We start from the raw sequence: 18,421 nt of genomic DNA, 5'->3' as shown, positions 1-18,421 counted from the left end.
AAGGGAGTGGCAGCTGTTGCTGGATGTAAACAATTTTGACTCGATGCGGATTGGACTCGCTTCTCCCGATAAAATTCGTGCATGGTCGCACGGCGAGGTGAAAAAGCCGGAGACCATCAACTACCGCACCTTGAAGCCCGAGCGTGACGGCCTCTTCTGCGAGCGCATCTTTGGACCGACGCGCGACTGGGAGTGCCACTGCGGAAAGTACAAGCGCATCCGCTACAAGGGCGTCGTCTGCGATCGCTGCGGCGTCGAGGTGACGCGCGCAAAGGTGCGCCGCGAGCGCATGGGACACATCGAGCTCGCCGCACCCGTCTCCCATATCTGGTACTTCAAGGGCATCCCGAGCCGCATGGGACTCATCCTCGATGTCTCCCCGCGCTCGCTTGAGAAGGTGCTCTACTTCGCCTACTACATCGTCCTCGATGCGGGCGAAACCGATCTCAAGAAAAAGGAACTGCTCTCCGAGCGCGAGTATCACGATGCACTCGAAAAGTACGGCAATACCTTTCGCGTCGGCATGGGTGCGGAGGCGATCAAGGAGCTCCTCGAGGAGCTGGATCTTGAGCAGATGAGCGCACAGCTGAAAAACGACGTGCGGACGACCTCCGGACAGAAGAAGGTGCGTGCCATCCGCCGCCTTGAGGTGGTTGAGGCATTCCGCAAGTCCGGCAATCAGCCTTCGTGGATGATCATGGACGTCGTGCCCGTCATTCCGCCTGACCTGCGCCCCATGGTGCAGCTCGACGGCGGACGCTTCGCGACCTCTGATCTCAACGACCTCTACCGCCGCGTCATCAACCGCAACAACCGCCTGCGTCGTCTGCTCGACCTCGGTGCGCCCGACATCATCGTGCGCAACGAGAAGCGCATGCTGCAGGAGGCGGTGGACGCGCTCATCGACAACGGCCGCCGCGGCCGCCCCGTCACAGGCCCCGGCAACCGTGCGCTGAAGTCGCTCTCGGATATGCTCAAGGGCAAGCAAGGGCGCTTCCGTCAGAACCTCCTCGGCAAGCGTGTCGACTACTCGGGACGCTCCGTTATCGTCGTCGGCCCGGAGCTGAAGCTCCATCAGTGCGGCCTGCCGAAGGAGATGGCGCTCGAGCTCTTCAAGCCCTTTGTCATGAAAAAACTGCAGGCGGACGGCGCTGCCCACAACATCAAGTCGGCAAAGCGCATGGTCGAGCGCGCACGCCCCGAGGTCTGGGACGTGCTCGAGGATGTCATCAAGGAGCATCCCGTGCTCCTCAACCGTGCACCGACACTGCACCGTCTGGGTATCCAGGCCTTTGAGCCGGTGCTCACCGAGGGGCGTGCCCTGAAGCTGCATCCGCTCGCGTGTACGGCGTACAACGCGGACTTTGACGGCGACCAGATGGCCATCCATCTGCCGCTCTCGGCGGAGGCTCAGACGGAGGCACGCGTCCTCATGCTCGCCGCAAACCACATCCTCGCGCCGAAGGACGGCAAGCCCATCATCGTCCCCTCGCAGGACATGGTGCTCGGCTCGTACTATCTCACGAAGCTGAGACCCGGCGCAAAGGGCGAGGGCAAGGTGTTCACCGGCATCGCCGAGGCACTCCTCGCGTATCAGGAAAAGGTGCTCGACCTGCAGGCGGAGATCCGCGTGCAGATCGCGGGCTACGGCCTCGTCCGCAGCTCGCTCGGCCGCCTCATCTTCAACGAGATCCTGCCCGAGGAGCTGCGCCACTACGCGCAGGATGCGGAGACCGGCGAGTGGCGCCTCGGCGTCCTCATGAACAAGAAGGAGCTCGGCAAGCTCGTCGCGAACTGCTACGATCATTTCGGCGCGACCAAGACCGCTGAGGTCATCGATAACGTGAAGAACCTCGGCTACCACTACGCCTGCATTGCAGGCATGACGGTCGCCGTCTCCGACGTCATCGTGCCGCCGAAGAAAAAGGAAATCATCGCGGACACGCAGGCGAAGGTCAACAAGGTTGAGCGTCAGTTCTCGCGCGGTCTCATCACCGAGGACGAGCGCTACAAGAAGGTCGTTCAGCTCTGGACACAGGCGACGGACGACGTCGCGGACGCCATGATGGACAACATGGATCCCTTTAACCCCATCTTTATGATGGCGGACTCGGGCGCCCGAGGCAACAAGCAGCAGATGCGTCAGCTCGCGGGTATGCGCGGACTGATGGCTGACCCATCGGGTAAGATCATCGACCTGCCGATCACGGCGAACTTCCGTGAGGGCCTGTCCGTTTCCGACTACTTCATCTCCTCGCATGGTGCGCGCAAGGGTCTTGCCGATACGGCACTCCGTACAGCGGACTCGGGCTACCTCACGCGCCGTCTCGTCGACGTGGCACAGGATGTCATCGTCCGCGAGGAGGACTGTGACGTCTCTGCGATCAACCTCCTGCAGGTGCGTGCGCGCATGGCAGAGTCTGCGTTTGACGCACTCGAACTCCTCGTCGACAGCCTCATGGGACGCCTCCTTGCGGCGGCGATCTACGATCCCGAGACGAAGGAGATCCTCTACCCACAGGATACGACGCTCGACGACGAGGTCCTCGAGACCATCGGCGAACGCGACATCCGCGAGATCATGGTGCGCGGTTCCTCCGTCAACGCGGAGGGGGCGGTCAGCAACGCCATGGTTACGGAGAGCATCACACTCGGAGAGCCGGATGCGAGAAAGCGCAAGAAGGCACACGCTGCCATCGTGCGCGAGCTCAGCGGAAAGGAAGTCGTGCGTGAGGCTGTCCTCGACGACGGCACCGTTCTCGCAGAGGAGGGCGTGATCCTCACTGACAAAATGGTCGAGGCGATCCTCTCCTCCGAGCTCCACGAGATCCACATCCGCAACAACAATGTGCGCGGCATCGAAGTCGAGGCCATCATGGAGGGCGCGGGCGTCATCGAGTCGCTCGCCGACCGCATCGTCGGCCGCGTGCTCGCCGAGGACATCGTGGATGAGGCGACGGGTGAAACCATTGCCCACATCAACGACTCCGTCGATGAGGCACTTGCCAAACGTATCGAGGGCGTCCGAAAACGCGTTTCCATCCGCAGCGTCCTCACATGCAAGTCGCAGTTCGGCGTCTGCATGAAGTGCTACGGCCGCGACCTCGCCAACCAGGCGGAGGTCGAGATCGGCGAGGCGGTCGGCATCATTGCCGCACAGTCCATCGGCGAGCCGGGCACACAGCTCACCATGCGTACCTTCCACTCGGGCGGTGTCGCAGGTGACGACATCACACAGGGTCTTCCGCGCGTCGAGGAGCTCTTCGAGGCACGCAAGCCCAAGCACAATGCCATCATCGCAGAGAACGAAGGTGTCGTCGCCATCGACGATACGGGCAAGGGGATGCGCACAGTCACGATCACGCCCGAGGGCGGCGTGCCGCGCGAGTACTCTGTGCCGTTCGGTGCGCGCATGGCCGCGCGTGACGGCATGGTCATGAAGCCCGGTGACAAGATTACCGAGGGCTCCGTGAACCCGCACGACATCCTGCGCGTCTGCGGCCTGCAGGCGACCCAGCGCTACCTCGTCTACGAGGTACAGAAGGTCTACAAATCGCAGGGCGTTGAGATCAACGACAAGCACATCGAGGTCATGGTACGGCAGATGCTGCACAAGGTCAAGATCGAGGAGGCCGGAACCACCGACTTCCTCCCGGGCGAGTACATCGAGATCAACGCATTCGAGGCGGCGAACACCAAGGCGATCGAGGAGGACGGCGAGCCCGCTGTGGCAAAGCCCATCCTGCTCGGCATCACGAAGGCATCGCTCGCCACGGATTCCTTCCTCTCGGCGGCGTCCTTCCAGGAGACCACGCGCGTCCTCACCGACGCTGCGATCAAGGGCAAGATCGACCCGCTCGTCGGCCTTAAGGAAAACGTCATCATCGGCAAACTCATCCCGGCCGGTACGGGCATGAACCGTTACCGCCACCTCGAGATCGTCGACCATGCACCGCAGCCGGTGCCTGAGCCGCCCGAATCCGAGGCGCCCGCCGAGGAGCCCGTTGAAGAAGTCGACCTCTCACGGCTGGAGAAGCTGAGCAGCTGATCTGAGATGAGCGCTTTTGGCTCTTTATCTGCATGAACAATATTACTCAAAAGATCCCGATAGAGATTCTATTGGGGTCTTTTTGTTTGTGTTGGAACAAGTGCACAATATAAAACCAAAAGATTATCTCGATATATCAGAAAATAAGGTAAAAAATCTCGATAAGTTCCATAAAAGCAAGAAAATATAGTATTGATGAATAAAAAATGGAAAAGAAATGGAAACCACTTTATTTATCAGGGCTTTATCATGAGCATATGTTGAAGAAAAGACAAGAAAATAGAGATTGTTAAATGGGAAAAAATATAAAATATAGATATAGAAATAATATATCACAAAAAGACAAACATGATTCCTGAAGGGGGGAAAGAAGGAATCAACATGCAATTCGGTTTTTGTTTACTAAGTGAGGAGGGGAATTGCGATGAGCAATTCGCAGACACAGGCTGCAGGAGGTCGTCTTCCGTGGATGACCCGTATTGCTTACGGCCTTGGTGACACAGCCCAAAACGTCGTATGGGGAGCGATGGGCATTCTGACATTTTTCTATACGGACTATGCAGGGATCGATCCTGCGATGGTCGGTATGGTTATGCTCCTGTCCCGCTGTTTTGATGGTGTGTCTGATGTCATCATGGGATTTATTGTTGAGAAGACAAATTCCAAGTGGGGTAAGTCCCGCCCTTGGATTTTGTGGATGAGCGTACCGTTTGCGGTATCCATTGTACTTATCTATACAGTTCCGCAGGGATCCTCAGCAATGCAGTTTGCCTATCTGTTTGTTACATACAATCTCTGTACGACAGTTTGCTATACAGCGCTGAATCTTCCGTATGGCTCACTTTCGGCGATGATGACACGTGCTTCAAAGGAACGTGATATGCTCTCGATCACGCGTATGTGTCTCTCACCCTGGGGCCGTATTCTCTCGGTCTCGGCAACACTTCCGCTGGTCAAGGTCTTTGGCGATACGCAGATGGCATGGGTTGAGGTCATGAGCATCTGGGCTGTCGTTGGACTGGTGCTTTTGATCTTCTGCTTCTCACGCTGCAAAGAGACCGTTGTGATCGAGGCTCGTGCAAAGGCGGCGAAAATTCCGGTTGGCAAGGCGCTCAAGGCTCTCGCTGTCAATCCGTACTTCTGGGCGGGTATGACGATCTGGATGATGCAGAACGTTATCTTCACGATTACGGGGACGATTCTCCCTTATTACTGCAAATACATTTTTTCCGATGATACGATTTACGGCAGCCTCTATCTCCTGGAGACGCTGGTCACGATCTTTGTTATGGCGGTGTTCAGCCCGCGGCTCCTGCGCCGCTTCGGCAAGCGCAACATGTCCTTGGGCGGTGTTCTCATCTGCTTTATCGGTCATGTCATCTTCCTTTTGAATCCTACGGATTTTGGCTGGGTTGTATTTAGCTGTGTCGTTCGCGGCATTGGTTTCGCACCGATTCAGTCCGTCATTTTCGGCTTTATTGGTGATGCTGTAGAGTACGGCCAGTGGAAGACGCGTCTCCGCCAGGAAGGTCTGATCTTCTCCGGTGGCTCGGTTGGTACGAAGGTCGGCTCCGGGCTTACGAGCGCACTCCTCACGGGGCTCCTCTCCTATGCAGGCTATGTTTCGTCCTCCGCTGGCTCAGTCATGCAGAGCCAGCAGGTCATTGATATGATCGTCAGCATCTACATGTGGGGGCCGATCTTTGTGTGGATCGTTCTGATTGTTGTACTCTACTTCTATGAGCTGGATCAAAAGTATCCCGAGATCATGCGCGATCTTGTTGCACGCGAGGCGCGCGGTGAAATGTAACCACACAGCAGGGCGCGTCCTGCTGTATTGAAAGGAGCGATATGATGGATCAGAAAACTCTCATCACCATCACGCGCCAGTATGGCAGCGGTGGGCGCGAGGTTGCAGAGATTCTCGCGAAGAAAATGGGCGTTAAGCGCTATGATCGAAAAATTGTCGCTATGGCGGCGGAAAATGTGACAGATGCTGAGGATGCACAGGATTTTGAAAGCCTTATCGAGCGTTCCTATAACTCGCCGGAGAACTGCCTCGGAAACCTTGGCGACTATGCTTACGTGCGTGTGCCACAGCACAACCGTATGTATATCGAGCAAGCAAAGGTGATTCTGAAGATCGCCGAGAAGGAGAGTGCTGTTTTTCTCGGACGCTGTGCAGACTATATTTTGAAAGACAACCCCGATGCGTTCTCCTTCTTCATTTATGCAGATAATGCATTCCGCAAGGAGCGTGCGAAGACGCACTACGGCAATCACTACATCGAGGAACTCGATGATGAGGATGCCATCCGCAAGCAGTACTATGCGTACTATACGGGACAGACGTGGGGAGATCCCGAGAACTACGACCTCCTCATCAATACGAGCCAGCTCTCACTGGAAGCAGCGGCAGAGCTTATCTTGAGCTATGTTGAGCTGCGTCGTCGCGGAAAATAATAGAAGCATTCGGGCTGTATTACGGGAAAATGAAATTCTCGTAATACAGCCCTTTTTTTATTCTTTGGGTCTTGCTAAGCGAAATGAAATATGTATAATAACCCTTGGTTATCTTATGATAACATTTATGTCTCTTAATAGTTGCTTTATAGAAACATTAAGGGCGGGTTCTTTCTGTTATGGGGGGGTAGCAATGATTCCAATTCTTTCATTCCTCGTGATAGTCGCCGGTATCTGGATTTTTGCATGGTATCGGACGAGGAACATCAACAAGGAGAATACCGATGGGTATTTCTTCAGCGGTCGCAGTCTCGGCGGGCTTGTCATCGCGGGCACAATGCTCATGGCAAATCTCTCGACGGAGCAGATTGTCGGACAGAGCGGGCTTGCGTATGCAGTCGGCATGGAGGTCATGGCGTGGGAGATCATCGCCTGTTTCTCGATCCTAACGCTTGCCTTTGTCTTCCTGCCGAACTATCTGCGGCACGGTGTCTCGACGATTCCGGAATTTCTCGCGCTGCGCTACGATAATCAGTTCCGACTCGTCATCTCGTTCCTGATTCAGACGAGCTATGCCTTTATCCTATTGCCAACCATCCTTTACTCCGGTGCGCTCGTGTTCAACCAGCTGTTCAGTGTGAGTGAGCTGCTCGGGATCTCGCAGTATGAAGGCATCATGGTGACGGCTGCGATCGTCGGCATCGTGGGTCTTGCCTACCTCCTCATGGGCGGCATGGGGATCAGTGCGGTGAGTGACAGCGTCTACGGCGTGGGACTCCTCGTCGGCGGCATCAGCATTCCGTTCATCGGACTCTATATGCTCGGCGACGGCAGCATCGTCGATGGATTCTCGCGCATGGCGGCGGCAGCACCGGAGAAGCTGAATGCCATCGGAGCAATCGATTCGAAGGCGGTGCCATGGCCGACACTGCTGCTTGGGCTGCTCTTTAACACGATGTTCTACTGGAATACGAACCAGTTCATCGTACAGAAGACCATCGCGGGGCGCAACCTCGCCGAGGGGCAGAAGGGCGTTTTGACGCTTGCGATTTTCAAACTTTTTGGGCCGCTCTTCCTCGTTTTGCCGGGCATCATCGCCTTCGTCATGTTCGACGGCTCGCTGCCCCTGCCGGATGCTGCCTATCCGACGCTCGTGAAGGCAATTTTGCCGCCGTGGATGTACGGCATCTTCGGTGCGATCATCTTCGGTGCGATTCTCAGTACGTATGTCGCCGCACTCAACAGCGCCGCGACCCTATTCTCACTGGACTTCTACAAGGGGATCTTCCGCAAGGATGCCTCTGAGCGGAGTGTTGTGCGCGTGGGCAGGATCACGAACATCGTCATTGCCCTCGTCTCCATTGGGCTGGCGCCGCTCCTCATCAATGCGCCGACGGGATTGTATAACTTCCTGCAGGAGTACGTGGGCTTCTACAATATCCCGCTCATCGTTATCATCCTGTTTGGCTTCTTCAACAAGAACGTCTCGGCGGTGGGGGCGAAGATCTGCTTTACCTTCCACATCGTCGTCTACATCATCGCGAAGTTCCTCTTCGGCGATCTGAACTTCCTCTACATCCACAGCGTACTCTTTTTCCTCGACATCCTCGTCATGTGGGGATCGACAAAGTTCGCACCGCTTGCGGGCGGCTATTCGTTCACGCCGAACGCGAACAAGGTTGACCTCACGCCGTGGAAGTATCGTAAGTACGTCGCCGTCGTCGTTGTCCTCGGTATCTTCACCGTCTATGCGATCTTCTCCCCGCTTGGGATTGGGCGGTAGGCGCAGCTGTACGCATCTACAAAAAGCCGTTTCGGGTTCTCGGGACGGCTTTTTGTTTGCTATGCAAAAAAATATATGCTAGAATAAATCCAAGACAGGAAAGCGCAATAGGGGGGGTTGATATGGCTACCATCAGCTTTGACCGGGAGATACGCGTGCGGCCGGAGGATATGGATCGGTTCTTGGATGCGATTACCAATCCTCCAAAGCATACATTTGAGCTTCCGGATCCAGACAAGGAGATGAGAGAAGGAAGGGAGAGACTGAGAAATGCCCTTCGATTCACTGAAATCCCTACAAAATAATTATGACACCCAGATTCTCAATCATGCGTTCTCTCGATTCTCCTGTAAAAGAGATACAGATATAGAACACTTTTTGAGAAACCGAGCCGTACAATTTGAAGAACTGGCGAAAAGCAGGACATATCTTTTTGTCGATGATTCTGCCTTAGAGAACAATCAAATCGAAATCGCAGCCTTTTTCTCGATCGCCCCGCAGATTCTGTATTTGTCGGAGGAACTATCAATCAGGCAAATAAAAAGGCTTGACGGTTTTTCAGGAAAGATGCACGGAGAAAGAATCCCTGCACTTCCCGTTATGCTTATCGGACAATTAGCAAAAAATGATGCGTGTGAATGCGGCGTAACAGGAAAAGAAATTTTGAGACTTGCATTGGCAATTACGCGCAAAGCCCACGATGCGATTGGCGGCAGAATCGTTATGGTCGATGTGAAGACGGAAGCAGTCGGCTTGATTAGGTTCTATGAGGAGCATGACTTTGTGCTGATCTCGGAGGATCCCGAGACGGGGCTGTCCCAGATGATCTATATGCTGTCCTGATATAATTGTACAATCCAAAAATAAGACACCTTGACGGAGTTTTTCGTCAGGGTGTCTTATTTTTGTCTGCTCTTCGTAAAAATTGCCAAAGAAGAAACAACGATTCAAAAAATAGGAAAATTACATTTGCGTCCAGTTTTTGTTGACCAGTGCAACAAATGCCCCATCCTGCATTTTTACAGGATGGGGCGTTTTTGTTCTCAATGGGACTTTAGGGATGTGTCGATCATTTAGCTTGCGTCTCTTGGTGCCTCTTTTCGCACTGCCTTTGTCTCCGTGGCAGGACAAAATCTACACCAATTGGAGAGGCTGCGTTCTCAGCGCTTCCTTTACTCTCCTTGACAGAATTCGACGTAGCTGAGGATGAGGTCGGCGGCCTTCTCCAGCGGTACGCGGCTTGTATTGATGGTGAGATGATAGTTTTGCGGATCCCCCCATGTCCTTGCCGGTGTAGAAGGAGTAGTAGCTTTTGCGTGCCTTCTCGATCTCGTTGAGCTGCTTGAGGCTCATGCCGCCGTAATGCGTCTGCGCTCGTTTCGTCCGAAATGCATCATCGGCGCAGATGAAGAAGGAATAGACCTCCGGCATGCCATCGAGGATGACGTCGGCGCAGCGGCCGAGAAAGACAGCGCCGTTGCCCTCGTCAGCGATGGCACGGATGATCCTCCCCTGCTCGCTGTAGAGTTGATTGTAGGACGGCACGCGGTCAAACGCTGCATCGCCGAGATTGCCGAGACAGTTCTCGCTGACATTGTAGGAGCGGCTGATGATCTCCTCGAGCGGATCGCCGGCGCCGACCTGTTCCGCTGCCATGGCGACGACTTTGCGATCGTAGCGCTTGACGCCCATTTTGTCTGCGAGGATGCGCGAGAGCTCTCGGCCTCCGCTGCCGTACTGACGGCTGATGGTGATGATTGATGGTATTTTTCTTCATCGGGATTACCTCTTTCTGCTCACGATTCCGCACGGACGGCATTGCGTGCAATCAGATCACGCATGATGGTGGGATACAGTTTGTCGAGTTTGTAGGCCCAGAGGATGAGGATGACGATGGCCCATATCACGAGCGGCCCGTAGGAATAGAGGAGAACGATCATGTCGACGGCGATCTGCGGCTGAACGGCGGAGGCGGTCGCCGAGGAGATGTAGCCCGCATAGCTCATGAGTCCGGTCATGAGAGCACTGACGATACCGCCGCCGATCTTGTTGCCGACCGATCCACCGGAGAAGATCAGTCCCTCCTGACGGATGCCGAACTTCCACTGTGTGTAGTCCACAACATCACCGAAGAAGCCAAAGATGACGGAGTTGAGCGGTGCGAAGCACAGACCTCGGATGAAGCAGCTGAAGAAGAGGAAATTATAGTCATAGGGGCTGATGAGGAAGATGAGATGCCCGAGGAAGGCGAGCACGATGCCGTAAAGCGACATGTTGCGCTTGCCGAATTTGCGCAGGAGGGGCGGACAGAAAATAATGGTGGCGATAATGGTCGTGAGCGTCTCGACGAGGAAGAGGACGGAGTAGATGGAGGCGTCCATAAAGACATATTTGCAGTAGTAGGGGAGAACGGTGCCCGTAAAGAGTGCGATGCACGCCTGCATCGTCCAAAGCCCCGTCGCCATCCAGAAATACTTATTGCAGGCGAGCGCGTGAAGTGCCTTCTTGACGGGGATCTTCTCCTTGATTTCCTTTACTGTCTCCACGGCGATGCCGACCTTCTCCTCGCATTTCCAGAAACAGCGGAGAAACAGGAAGAGGGCAACGACAGCACATATACCCATGACCTCGATCCATGCGGCCTGCGTGTCGCCGAAGAGCTTAATCAGCGGCAGCGTGGCGGAGACGGAGAGAATCTTGCCGAGTGGGGGGAGCGCCATGCGCGTGACAGAGAGCATGTCACGCTCCTTTGAGAGCGGCGGCATCATCGTCGAGAGTGCACCGTAGGGGAGGTTCATTGCCGTGTAGCAGATTGTGGTACAGAAGTTGTACGTGACGAAGATATAGGCAAACTGCACGGCGGATGAGCCCTGTGGCACCATATACATGAGGACAATAGAAATGGCGAAGGGGACGCTCATCCAAAGAATCCATGGACGCGCCTTGCCCCAGCGTGAGTGCGTTTTTTCAACAATAAATCCCATAATGACGTCGGAGACGCCGTCAAAGCATCGTGAGAGCAGCATCACCATACCGACGATGGCGGGATCGACGCCCGCGTAGTCAGTATAGAAGAAGGTGAGGATACTCATTGCGCCCCAGACAACGTTCTGCGCGGTGTCACCGAGGCCGTAGGAGATGCGGGTCAGCCATGAGAGCCTTTCCGCCGGAGCTTTTGCATCGGTCATGATACTTCCTCCTGATTTGTTTGTTTGAGAAAAAATGGGCTGTTGAAACGCTCCAACAGCCCCTGCTCTGTTATCGAGGGAGATTTTTACTGAAAGCCTGCCTTGCGGAGGTTTTCGCGGCCGATCTTGGCAAGTTTCAGCGGAAGATCGAAAAATTTCACGGGGAAGAGATCCTGCTCGACGACACACCAGCCATCATAGTTCTTTTCGACCAGAGCAGCGTGGAATGCTGCCATATCGATGCTGCCCTTGTCGGGTTCGACCATGATGTCCTCGGTGACCGCCTTGGCAAACGACCATTTCTCTTCGTCCATCTTCTTCTTGACCGCGAGGTCGCAGTCCTTGATGTGGATGTAGGGGATGCGGTCTGCGTGCTTCTTAAAGAAAGCGATTGGCTCGCCGCCGCCGTAGACATGATGTCCCGTATCCAGACAGAGGAGGAGATCATGCCCTTTGCACCGTTTGCGTACTCCATCATGAAGGAGATGATATCCTCGTTTTCGACCTTTGCCTTCGGACGCTCGGGGAAGATGGTGGTCTTCATCGCGTCGACGCCACTGATGTCGCCCATGATGAACTGCGAGACAGAGAGAAGATGCGAGCCGAGGTCACCTATACGCCGGAGTTCGGGCATTTCCACTGCACCGACAGCTATCGCGTCGAGCGCACGCATCTGGACTCAAGCCTGCTCATGTTCGTGCGGACGGGTGTATTCTATGCTGAGAACTGCGGAGAGACGGCGCGCGCTCACGCGGATGAAATCCTCCTCGTCGACTGCCGGCAGCCGCACAGCTATGGATGTTACGAGGCAGGGGACTTCCTCTGGTTCCACTTTGCAGGGATTGGCAGTGCCGCCTATACGGAGCACCTCATTCAGCGTCATGGTCTTCTCTATACGGGGGAGAGCATAGCGCCGCTTGAGCGCACCTTTCGTAACATCCTCGCGGCGGGGCAGTACACGATGCAGGGGGAGACGCTGCACTCCCATCGCATCGACCGTATCCTGACGGCACTCGCGGCGGGGCGGACGGATCGTCCGGAGCCGGCGACGGAGCTGCTCGCCCCTGCGCTCAAGTATATTCAGCGAGGCTATGCACAGTCGATTGCGCTTGAGGAACTTGCGGCACACTGCGGCATGAGTGCGTCCCATCTCATCCGCTGCTTCAAGAAGCATCTTTCCTGCACGCCGCACGAGTATCTGCTCCAATACCGTCTCCGCCAGTCCAAGCGACTCCTACAGGCGACGGAGGACTCCATCGAGGAGATCGCGGATGCCTGCGGCTTTAACAGTGCCTCCCACTTCGCCCGCGCATTCAAGGCGGTGAACGGCATGACGCCGACCGCGTTTCGAGCACTGGAGTTCTGAGAGGGATATGTCATTGCAAAAAAACTTCGATACAGATATAATTGAAAGAAAGGAGGGAATTGCAATGGCGCATACAGAGACATTGACGCTGCATATTGATACGGAACTCAAGGAACAGGCCGCGAATCTCTTTCAAGAGCTTGGACTTGATCTCAGTACGGCAACGGGGCTTTTTTACAGGCAGGCACTGCGCCGCCGCGGTCTGCCCTTCGACGTGCGGTTGGATGAGCCGAATGAGACGACGTATGCGGCGATGCAGGCTGCGGAAGCGGGTGAGGAACTGTACGGTCCTTTTGACAGTGTCTCGGAACTGATGGAGGCACTGGATGCTTAGACCGCTTTTCACAGGGCAGTTCAAACGGGATTATAAGCTGGCGCTGAGACGCGGCTGTGACCGAAAGAGGTTGGAAGCGGTGATCGACCTCCTATGCAGGGAGGAGGAACTGCCTCCAGCCTATCGCGATCATGCTCTTGTCAATTCGAGGAACTATAAGGGGATGCGGGAATGCCACATCCAGCCGGATTGGCTCTTAGTCTATCGAATTGAGCGAGAGAATCTTATTTTGAAACTGATTCGGACGGGATCACACAGCGATCTTTTTTGATGGTAAAAAGCCACGGCAGATGCGTTTCTGGCGCGGCTTTTGGTATGTGTTGTGTTTCAAATGAGCGTCTTGCTGCCGGCGATTGTCACCGTGACGCCTGTGATGTAGTCCGCGCTGATGTCAACGGCGAATGGAAGTACTTTCGGGCAAGAGGATTTACCAAATAACTGGATTGTCGCCATCGTTGTTCTCGCGCTCTACAAACTCGACAAGCTCTATCCTACAATCATGCGTGATCTGATTGACCGTGAGGCACGCGGGGTGATGTGAGTCGTCGGAACGACAAGCCAAACGGCACGGCAGAACGCATTCTGCCGTGCCGTTTTTATGTGTAAGTTTTAGTTGTAGAAAGCAGGTTTTTCCTGTGCGGGCTTGATCTCCTCGATGGCGCCGCTCTTCTGCGCGCGGACGAGGGCATCCGCCGTGATGGCGGCGAGGTAGCCGTCCCATGCAGTAGGTCCGTTGATGACGCCGGCGGCGGCATCGCTCACCCAGCCCTGCACCTCGGCGTCGTAGGCATCGTGGAAGCGGACGAAGCAGTCGGTGTCGATCGTGGTCGCGACCTTTGCGCCCTTGCGCACATCGGGGTAGGAGGGCTGCGCCATCTTGAGCGCACCGTCCTCGCAGACGACTTCACAGTTGATGTCATAGCCGAACTTGCAGTTGACGAAGACCTCATCGTCGACGCAGATGCCGCTCTTCGTGCGCAGGAGCATGATCTGCGGATCCTTCAGATGTGCCGCCGCTGCGCCCGTGACGCGCGGGAAAAGCACCTGCGCGGAGACGAAGTCGTCGTCGATGAGCCAGTGAATGACGTCGATCTCGTGAATCGCCGTGTCGTGCACCGCCATCTCGGTGGTGTAGCTGTCGGGCACGAGCGGGATGCGATGCGTGCAGTGCACCATGAGCGGCGCACCGTATGCGCCGGACTTGAGCGCCTCCTTGATCTGCAGATAGCCCTTGTCATAGCGGCGCATAAAGCCGAGTTGAATGAGGTGTTTGCCGCTCTTTACCTCGGCATCGATGACGGCGAGGCAGTCCTCGGCGGTCGTGCAGAGGGGCTTCTCACAGAAGATGCGCTTGCCCGCGCGGATGGCGGAGAGCAGTGCGTCCTTGTGCGCAAAGCCCGGAGTGACGATGAAGACGGCGTCGACATCGGGGCAGTTGATGAGGTCGTCCGCATTCTTGAACTTCTTGCAGTCCGGTCCTGCGATGGCGGCTGCCATGTCGATCAGCTCGTCGACCATATCGGCGACGGCGGTGACGGTCGCACCCTGTGTGCGCTCTACGAGACGTTTGATGTGGTCGCGGCCCATGCCGCCGCAGCCGATGACTCCAACCTTTAGCATAGGTAGTTCCTCCTCGTTTTTTTGTTAGAAATTGGTTCTATCATACATGTTACGGAAGAATGCGGACTGCGATGCTCCTAAGCAAACCCTAGTGGAGCAAGCGGAGAAAAGCGTTCGACTCGCCCCCGGCGTACTTCTTTCGTCCAAGCGTAGCGCGTTTAAGAAGTGCGCCGGTATTTAGGCGAACGAGAACGCGACCGCTTGTGTAACTAAGCGTTTGCGTGGAGCACGCACGTCCCGTTTGGTATAGAACCTAAAAATTGCGCTTGATCACGGCGTCGACCTTTTCCTTGCCGATGCGGTAGACATCCTCGGGATCCATCTGGTAGTATTCGGGACGGAAAAGTTCGAGCGATACGGCATCCGCCGCCCAGCCGATCTTTTTGAGCGTCTGGAGGATGTCGTCGAGCGGGATGCAGCCCGTGCCCGGCCAGACGCGATCCTCGTCGAGCAGGGCGCCGATGGGGAAGTCCTCCGTGTCGTTCAGATGAACGATGAAGATCTTCTTGCCGTCCGCCTGCGCGAGATCCTCAAGGCGCGAACCCATGCCGTAGAAATGGAAGCAGTCGACGGTGATGCCGATGTTATCCATGTCCACGTCCTGAATGATCTCGTATGCCTGTGCAAAGGTGTTGATGGATGCCGCAGGATGGCCGAGGAACTCGACCGAGATGCGCATGCCGTACTCTGCCGCAATCGCGCCCATCTCCTTGAGGCATTTGACGGCGGAGTCGTGGATCTCCTGCATCGTGACCTTCTTCAGCTCGACGGTCGGCACTGTGATGACCGTCTTGCAGCCGATCACCTTGCCCCACTCGCACATCTGGCGCAGCTCGTCGAGTACCTTTGCGTAGTCCTCGGGACTGCGGTTGTTGAAGAAGCACAGGGTGTTGAAGGCAAGCGGTTCGAGCTTGTGCCTCTTGAGGTCGGCGGCGAGATCCTCGATCGTGTGGTTCTTGAGATAGTTCGGGATGCCGTCCATCGTGCGCGGTTCGATCATGTCGAATCCGTACTTTTCGCAGAGTTCCATGTCTTTCGCTAGACTGGATTTCTCCAGGCAAGTCGCCTGATTCATGCTGATCTTCATAGTCCGTGCTCCTTTTTTCAGATGATGAAAACCAATGATAAGCTGTCCACTTCTTATCGTGATTCTATTGTAGCGCAGGTGCAGCGTTCGCGCTTTCCCGTTTCTGCCTGTTTTTTCGTAAAAAAAAAGAGTGCAAGCCATGGGACTTGCACTTTTCTGCAAAAGGGAGGCTGCAGGGGAAATTCTGCATGCTGCTTTCTGCACACTAGCGGCGACGCTCCTGCCCTGCAATTTCGCCGAGCTGCTTGTACTGGTTCATGCCGACCTTGTATTTGCGGTAGCTCTGTGGGGACAGCCCCGTGAACTTCTTGAACTGGTTGTTGAAATAGCTGATGTTGTCATAGCCGATGCGTGCGCTCACCTCGGTGATAGAGAGGTCGGTCGTGACGAGGAGAGTCTGTGCCTCCCCGATGCGGCGGATGATGTACTGGATGGGCGCGAAGCCAAAGCGTTTCTTGAACTGGTGGGCAAGCCCCGAGGTGCTCATGTGGACACGTGCGCTCAGCGTTTCGACGGATAGTTCCTCCATAAAGTGACGGTCAATGTAGTCCTTGAGCGCGATGAAGAGGCAATCCTTTTCGCGTACGGGGGCGATCGGCTCGTGCGGGAGCTGGAAGAGCAGGATCTGCAGGAGTGCTCTGAGGATGGAGCGGGTGATGGCATCGCCGCGCTGCACGTCATACATGCGGCTGCCGATGCGGATGTGTCCGCGCCCCTGACAGATCAGTTGGAGTTCGAGGTTGTGTTCATGCCGGTGGAAGGCGGAGGGCATGAGGGTTTCCTCGCGGTCGTTGTAGCCGATGTAGATGAGACGAAGCGCCTCGCCAAACGCCGGCGGGGGCGGCAGCTTTTTTGCCGCCTTGTAGTAGAGGATCGTCATGGCACAGCACCTCGCTTTCCATTGAATAATATCAGTATAGCAAAAAAAATCTGTCGAATGAAAGATTTTTGCTTTTGTCCTTTTGCAACAAAAAGCCTCTCTCGTTGAAACGAGAGAGGGGAACTGTGTAAGCGTTAGAAGAGGGGCTTCTGCTAACGGTGTTTTTATGCCGTCGCTTCCCCGTGGTGGCGGAAGTCGTGCTCGATCTGCTCGAGCGAGCGTCCCTTTGTTTCGGGTACGAATTTGAAAACGAAGGCGAGTCCGAGCAGCCCGACAGCCGCGAACATATAGAACGTGAAGGACAGGCCGAAGGTGAAGAGGAAGTACGGGAACGCCGAGCCGATACAGAAGTTCGTGAGCCAGAGGCAGAGGACGGCGCAGCCCATGCCCATGCCGCGCAGACGCAGCGGGAACAGCTCGGAGAGCAGCAGCCACGTCACGGGGGAGAGGAAGCCCTGCTGGAAGAAGAGGAAGGTGACGGTCAGCGACAGTACGACGTAGGGGAGAGCCGCCTGACCCTCAAGCATCGCAGAGAGAATACCGATGGCGAGCAGACACGCCATGGTGCCGATCTGTCCCGTCATGATGAGCGGGCGGCGTCCGTGGCGGCCCATCATCCAAATACCGAAGATGGTGGCGAGGACGGAGATGACACCGTTTGCAACGTTGCCAATGAGTGCAGCCTCGGTCGAAAAGCCTGCCTCGGTGAGGATCTGCGTGCCGTAGTACATGATGGAGTTGACGCCTGAGATCTGCTGACAGATGGAGACGCCCATGCCGATGAAGACGATGCGGCGGATCCATGGGGTCGCGAGGTCGCTGTAGGAGGCCTTTTTGATATGCTTTTCGGCTTCGAGGTTGTCCTGAATTTCGTTGAACTCGGAGATCGCGACTTTTTCCGAGCGGATTTTCTTGAGAACCTCCAATGCGTCGCTGATGCGTCCGTTGAGCACCAGCCAACGAGGACTTTCGGGCATGGTGAGCATACCGAACCAGAGGACGATGGCGGGCAGGGACGCAATCGCGAGCATGTAGCGCCAGATGTGACCCGTCTCACCGAAGGTGACGCCGAGGATCGCGTTGAGGACGAAGGCGAGGAGCTGACCTGTGACGATCATCAGCTCGTTCTGCGTTACCATGCGTCCGCGTCGGTCGGCGGGCGACATCTCGGCGAGATAGGCGGGAACGGTGACGGAGGCACCGCCGACGGCAAGTCCGAGGACGAAGCGGCAGGCGATGAGGATGGGTGCGGTCGGGGAGACGGCACAGCCGAGTGCCGCAAAGAAGAAGATGACGGCGAGGACGAGGAGCATCTTGCGGCGTCCCTGAGCGTCCGCAATCCGTCCGCCGAGGAACGAGCCGATTGCCGCCCCGAAGAGCAGCCCGCTCGCGACGAAGCCCTCCACGGCTGGCGTCAGATTGAGCTGATCGGGGCGGGACATGTAGGCGAGCGCACCGTTGATGACACCGGTGTCGTAGCCGAAGAGAAGTCCGCCGAAGGTTGAGACGTATGTGACGCGCCTCAGGTATTGCTTGTGCGTTTGTTCTGCCATGCTGCAATCCTCCCTATAAATGAATGCGGTAGGAAGTATGGATAATATGAAGCCCTTATCTATGGAAGCGCTGATAAATTCGGTACAACCATCTTGACG

17 protein-coding genes and 1 pseudogene are annotated in these 18,421 nt (G+C 55.9%); 10 read left to right on the top strand and 8 right to left on the bottom strand.

The annotated features are described in order from the left end of the window. Positions 1-43: 43 nt before the first annotated feature. From rpoC to C1713_RS07090, 6 genes are all read left to right on the top strand, one after another. Positions 44-4,048, top strand: a complete 4,005-nt coding sequence (rpoC, locus tag C1713_RS07110) for a DNA-directed RNA polymerase subunit beta' (RefSeq protein ID WP_170950801.1) — start codon at positions 44-46, stop codon at positions 4,046-4,048. A 469-nt stretch (positions 4,049-4,517) separates the two neighbouring features. Further along, positions 4,518-5,858: an MFS transporter gene (locus tag C1713_RS07105; protein WP_245871020.1), complete on the top strand. Its 1,341-nt coding sequence runs from the start codon at positions 4,518-4,520 to the stop codon at positions 5,856-5,858. A gap of 41 nt (positions 5,859-5,899) precedes the next feature. Next, positions 5,900-6,511, top strand: coding sequence for a cytidylate kinase-like family protein (locus C1713_RS07100; protein WP_420852648.1), 612 nt, complete (start codon positions 5,900-5,902; stop codon positions 6,509-6,511). A 193-nt stretch (positions 6,512-6,704) separates the two neighbouring features. Beyond that, a complete protein-coding gene (locus C1713_RS07095) occupies positions 6,705-8,294 on the top strand; it encodes a solute:sodium symporter family transporter (RefSeq protein ID WP_102493453.1) in 1,590 nt (529 codons plus the stop codon). Between the two features lie 122 nt (positions 8,295-8,416). Next, on the top strand, positions 8,417-8,599 hold the full coding sequence (locus C1713_RS12075; RefSeq protein WP_170950792.1) for a hypothetical protein: 183 nt from the start codon (positions 8,417-8,419) through the stop codon (positions 8,597-8,599). Continuing rightward, on the top strand, positions 8,565-9,137 hold the full coding sequence (locus C1713_RS07090) for a hypothetical protein (RefSeq protein WP_102493452.1): 573 nt from the start codon (positions 8,565-8,567) through the stop codon (positions 9,135-9,137). Before C1713_RS12075 ends, C1713_RS07090 begins: the two co-directional genes overlap by 35 nt. A gap of 291 nt (positions 9,138-9,428) precedes the next feature. On the opposite strand, the gene C1713_RS07085 is transcribed toward C1713_RS07090, so the two are convergent. The 4 genes and pseudogenes from C1713_RS07085 to C1713_RS12675 form a co-directional block, all read right to left on the bottom strand. After that, positions 9,429-10,001, bottom strand: coding sequence for a cytidylate kinase-like family protein (locus tag C1713_RS07085; RefSeq protein WP_338063641.1), 573 nt, complete (start codon positions 9,999-10,001; stop codon positions 9,429-9,431). Between the two features lie 89 nt (positions 10,002-10,090). Further along, on the bottom strand, positions 10,091-11,482 hold the full coding sequence (locus C1713_RS07080) for an MFS transporter (RefSeq protein ID WP_102493451.1): 1,392 nt from the start codon (positions 11,480-11,482) through the stop codon (positions 10,091-10,093). An 86-nt stretch (positions 11,483-11,568) separates the two neighbouring features. Beyond that, positions 11,569-11,913 carry a sugar phosphate isomerase/epimerase family protein gene (locus C1713_RS07075; RefSeq protein WP_102493450.1) on the bottom strand — a complete coding sequence of 115 codons (345 nt, stop codon included), beginning with the start codon at positions 11,911-11,913 and terminating at the stop codon, positions 11,569-11,571. 56 nt (positions 11,914-11,969) lie between these two features. Next, positions 11,970-12,053 (bottom strand): annotated as a pseudogene (locus tag C1713_RS12675) (hypothetical protein); the annotation flags it as partial. 24 nt (positions 12,054-12,077) lie between these two features. Between C1713_RS12675 and C1713_RS07065 the strand changes: the two are divergent. From C1713_RS07065 to C1713_RS12070, 4 genes are all read left to right on the top strand, one after another. Then, entirely contained in the window at positions 12,078-12,848 is a 771-nt protein-coding gene (locus tag C1713_RS07065; RefSeq protein WP_102493449.1) for an AraC family transcriptional regulator, read from the top strand. A 64-nt stretch (positions 12,849-12,912) separates the two neighbouring features. After that, positions 12,913-13,182, top strand: coding sequence for a type II toxin-antitoxin system RelB/DinJ family antitoxin (locus C1713_RS07060; protein ID WP_102493448.1), 270 nt, complete (start codon positions 12,913-12,915; stop codon positions 13,180-13,182). After that, entirely contained in the window at positions 13,175-13,453 is a 279-nt protein-coding gene (locus C1713_RS07055) for a type II toxin-antitoxin system YafQ family toxin (protein ID WP_102493447.1), read from the top strand. Before C1713_RS07060 ends, C1713_RS07055 begins: the two co-directional genes overlap by 8 nt. Before the next feature lie 117 nt (positions 13,454-13,570). Further along, positions 13,571-13,723 carry a hypothetical protein gene (locus tag C1713_RS12070; protein WP_170950791.1) on the top strand — a complete coding sequence of 51 codons (153 nt, stop codon included), beginning with the start codon at positions 13,571-13,573 and terminating at the stop codon, positions 13,721-13,723. A gap of 68 nt (positions 13,724-13,791) precedes the next feature. Here C1713_RS12070 and C1713_RS07050 read toward each other — a convergent pair whose 3' ends face one another. From C1713_RS07050 to C1713_RS07035, 4 genes are all read right to left on the bottom strand, one after another. Continuing rightward, entirely contained in the window at positions 13,792-14,802 is a 1,011-nt protein-coding gene (locus tag C1713_RS07050; RefSeq protein WP_102493446.1) for a Gfo/Idh/MocA family protein, read from the bottom strand. Positions 14,803-15,055: 253 nt separating this feature from the next. Then, on the bottom strand, positions 15,056-15,889 hold the full coding sequence (locus C1713_RS07045; protein ID WP_102493445.1) for a sugar phosphate isomerase/epimerase family protein: 834 nt from the start codon (positions 15,887-15,889) through the stop codon (positions 15,056-15,058). 205 nt (positions 15,890-16,094) lie between these two features. Further along, complete coding sequence (locus C1713_RS07040; protein ID WP_102493444.1) at positions 16,095-16,769, bottom strand: helix-turn-helix domain-containing protein; 675 nt, start codon at positions 16,767-16,769, stop codon at positions 16,095-16,097. A gap of 164 nt (positions 16,770-16,933) precedes the next feature. Further along, positions 16,934-18,322 carry a sugar porter family MFS transporter gene (locus C1713_RS07035; RefSeq protein ID WP_102493443.1) on the bottom strand — a complete coding sequence of 463 codons (1,389 nt, stop codon included), beginning with the start codon at positions 18,320-18,322 and terminating at the stop codon, positions 16,934-16,936. Positions 18,323-18,421: the final 99 nt, after the last annotated feature.

This window comes from Centipeda felix (assembly GCF_900186465.1).
Classification (GTDB): Bacteria; Bacillota; Negativicutes; order Selenomonadales; family Selenomonadaceae; genus Centipeda; species Centipeda felix.
This window is presented reverse-complemented; position numbering and strand designations above follow the sequence as displayed.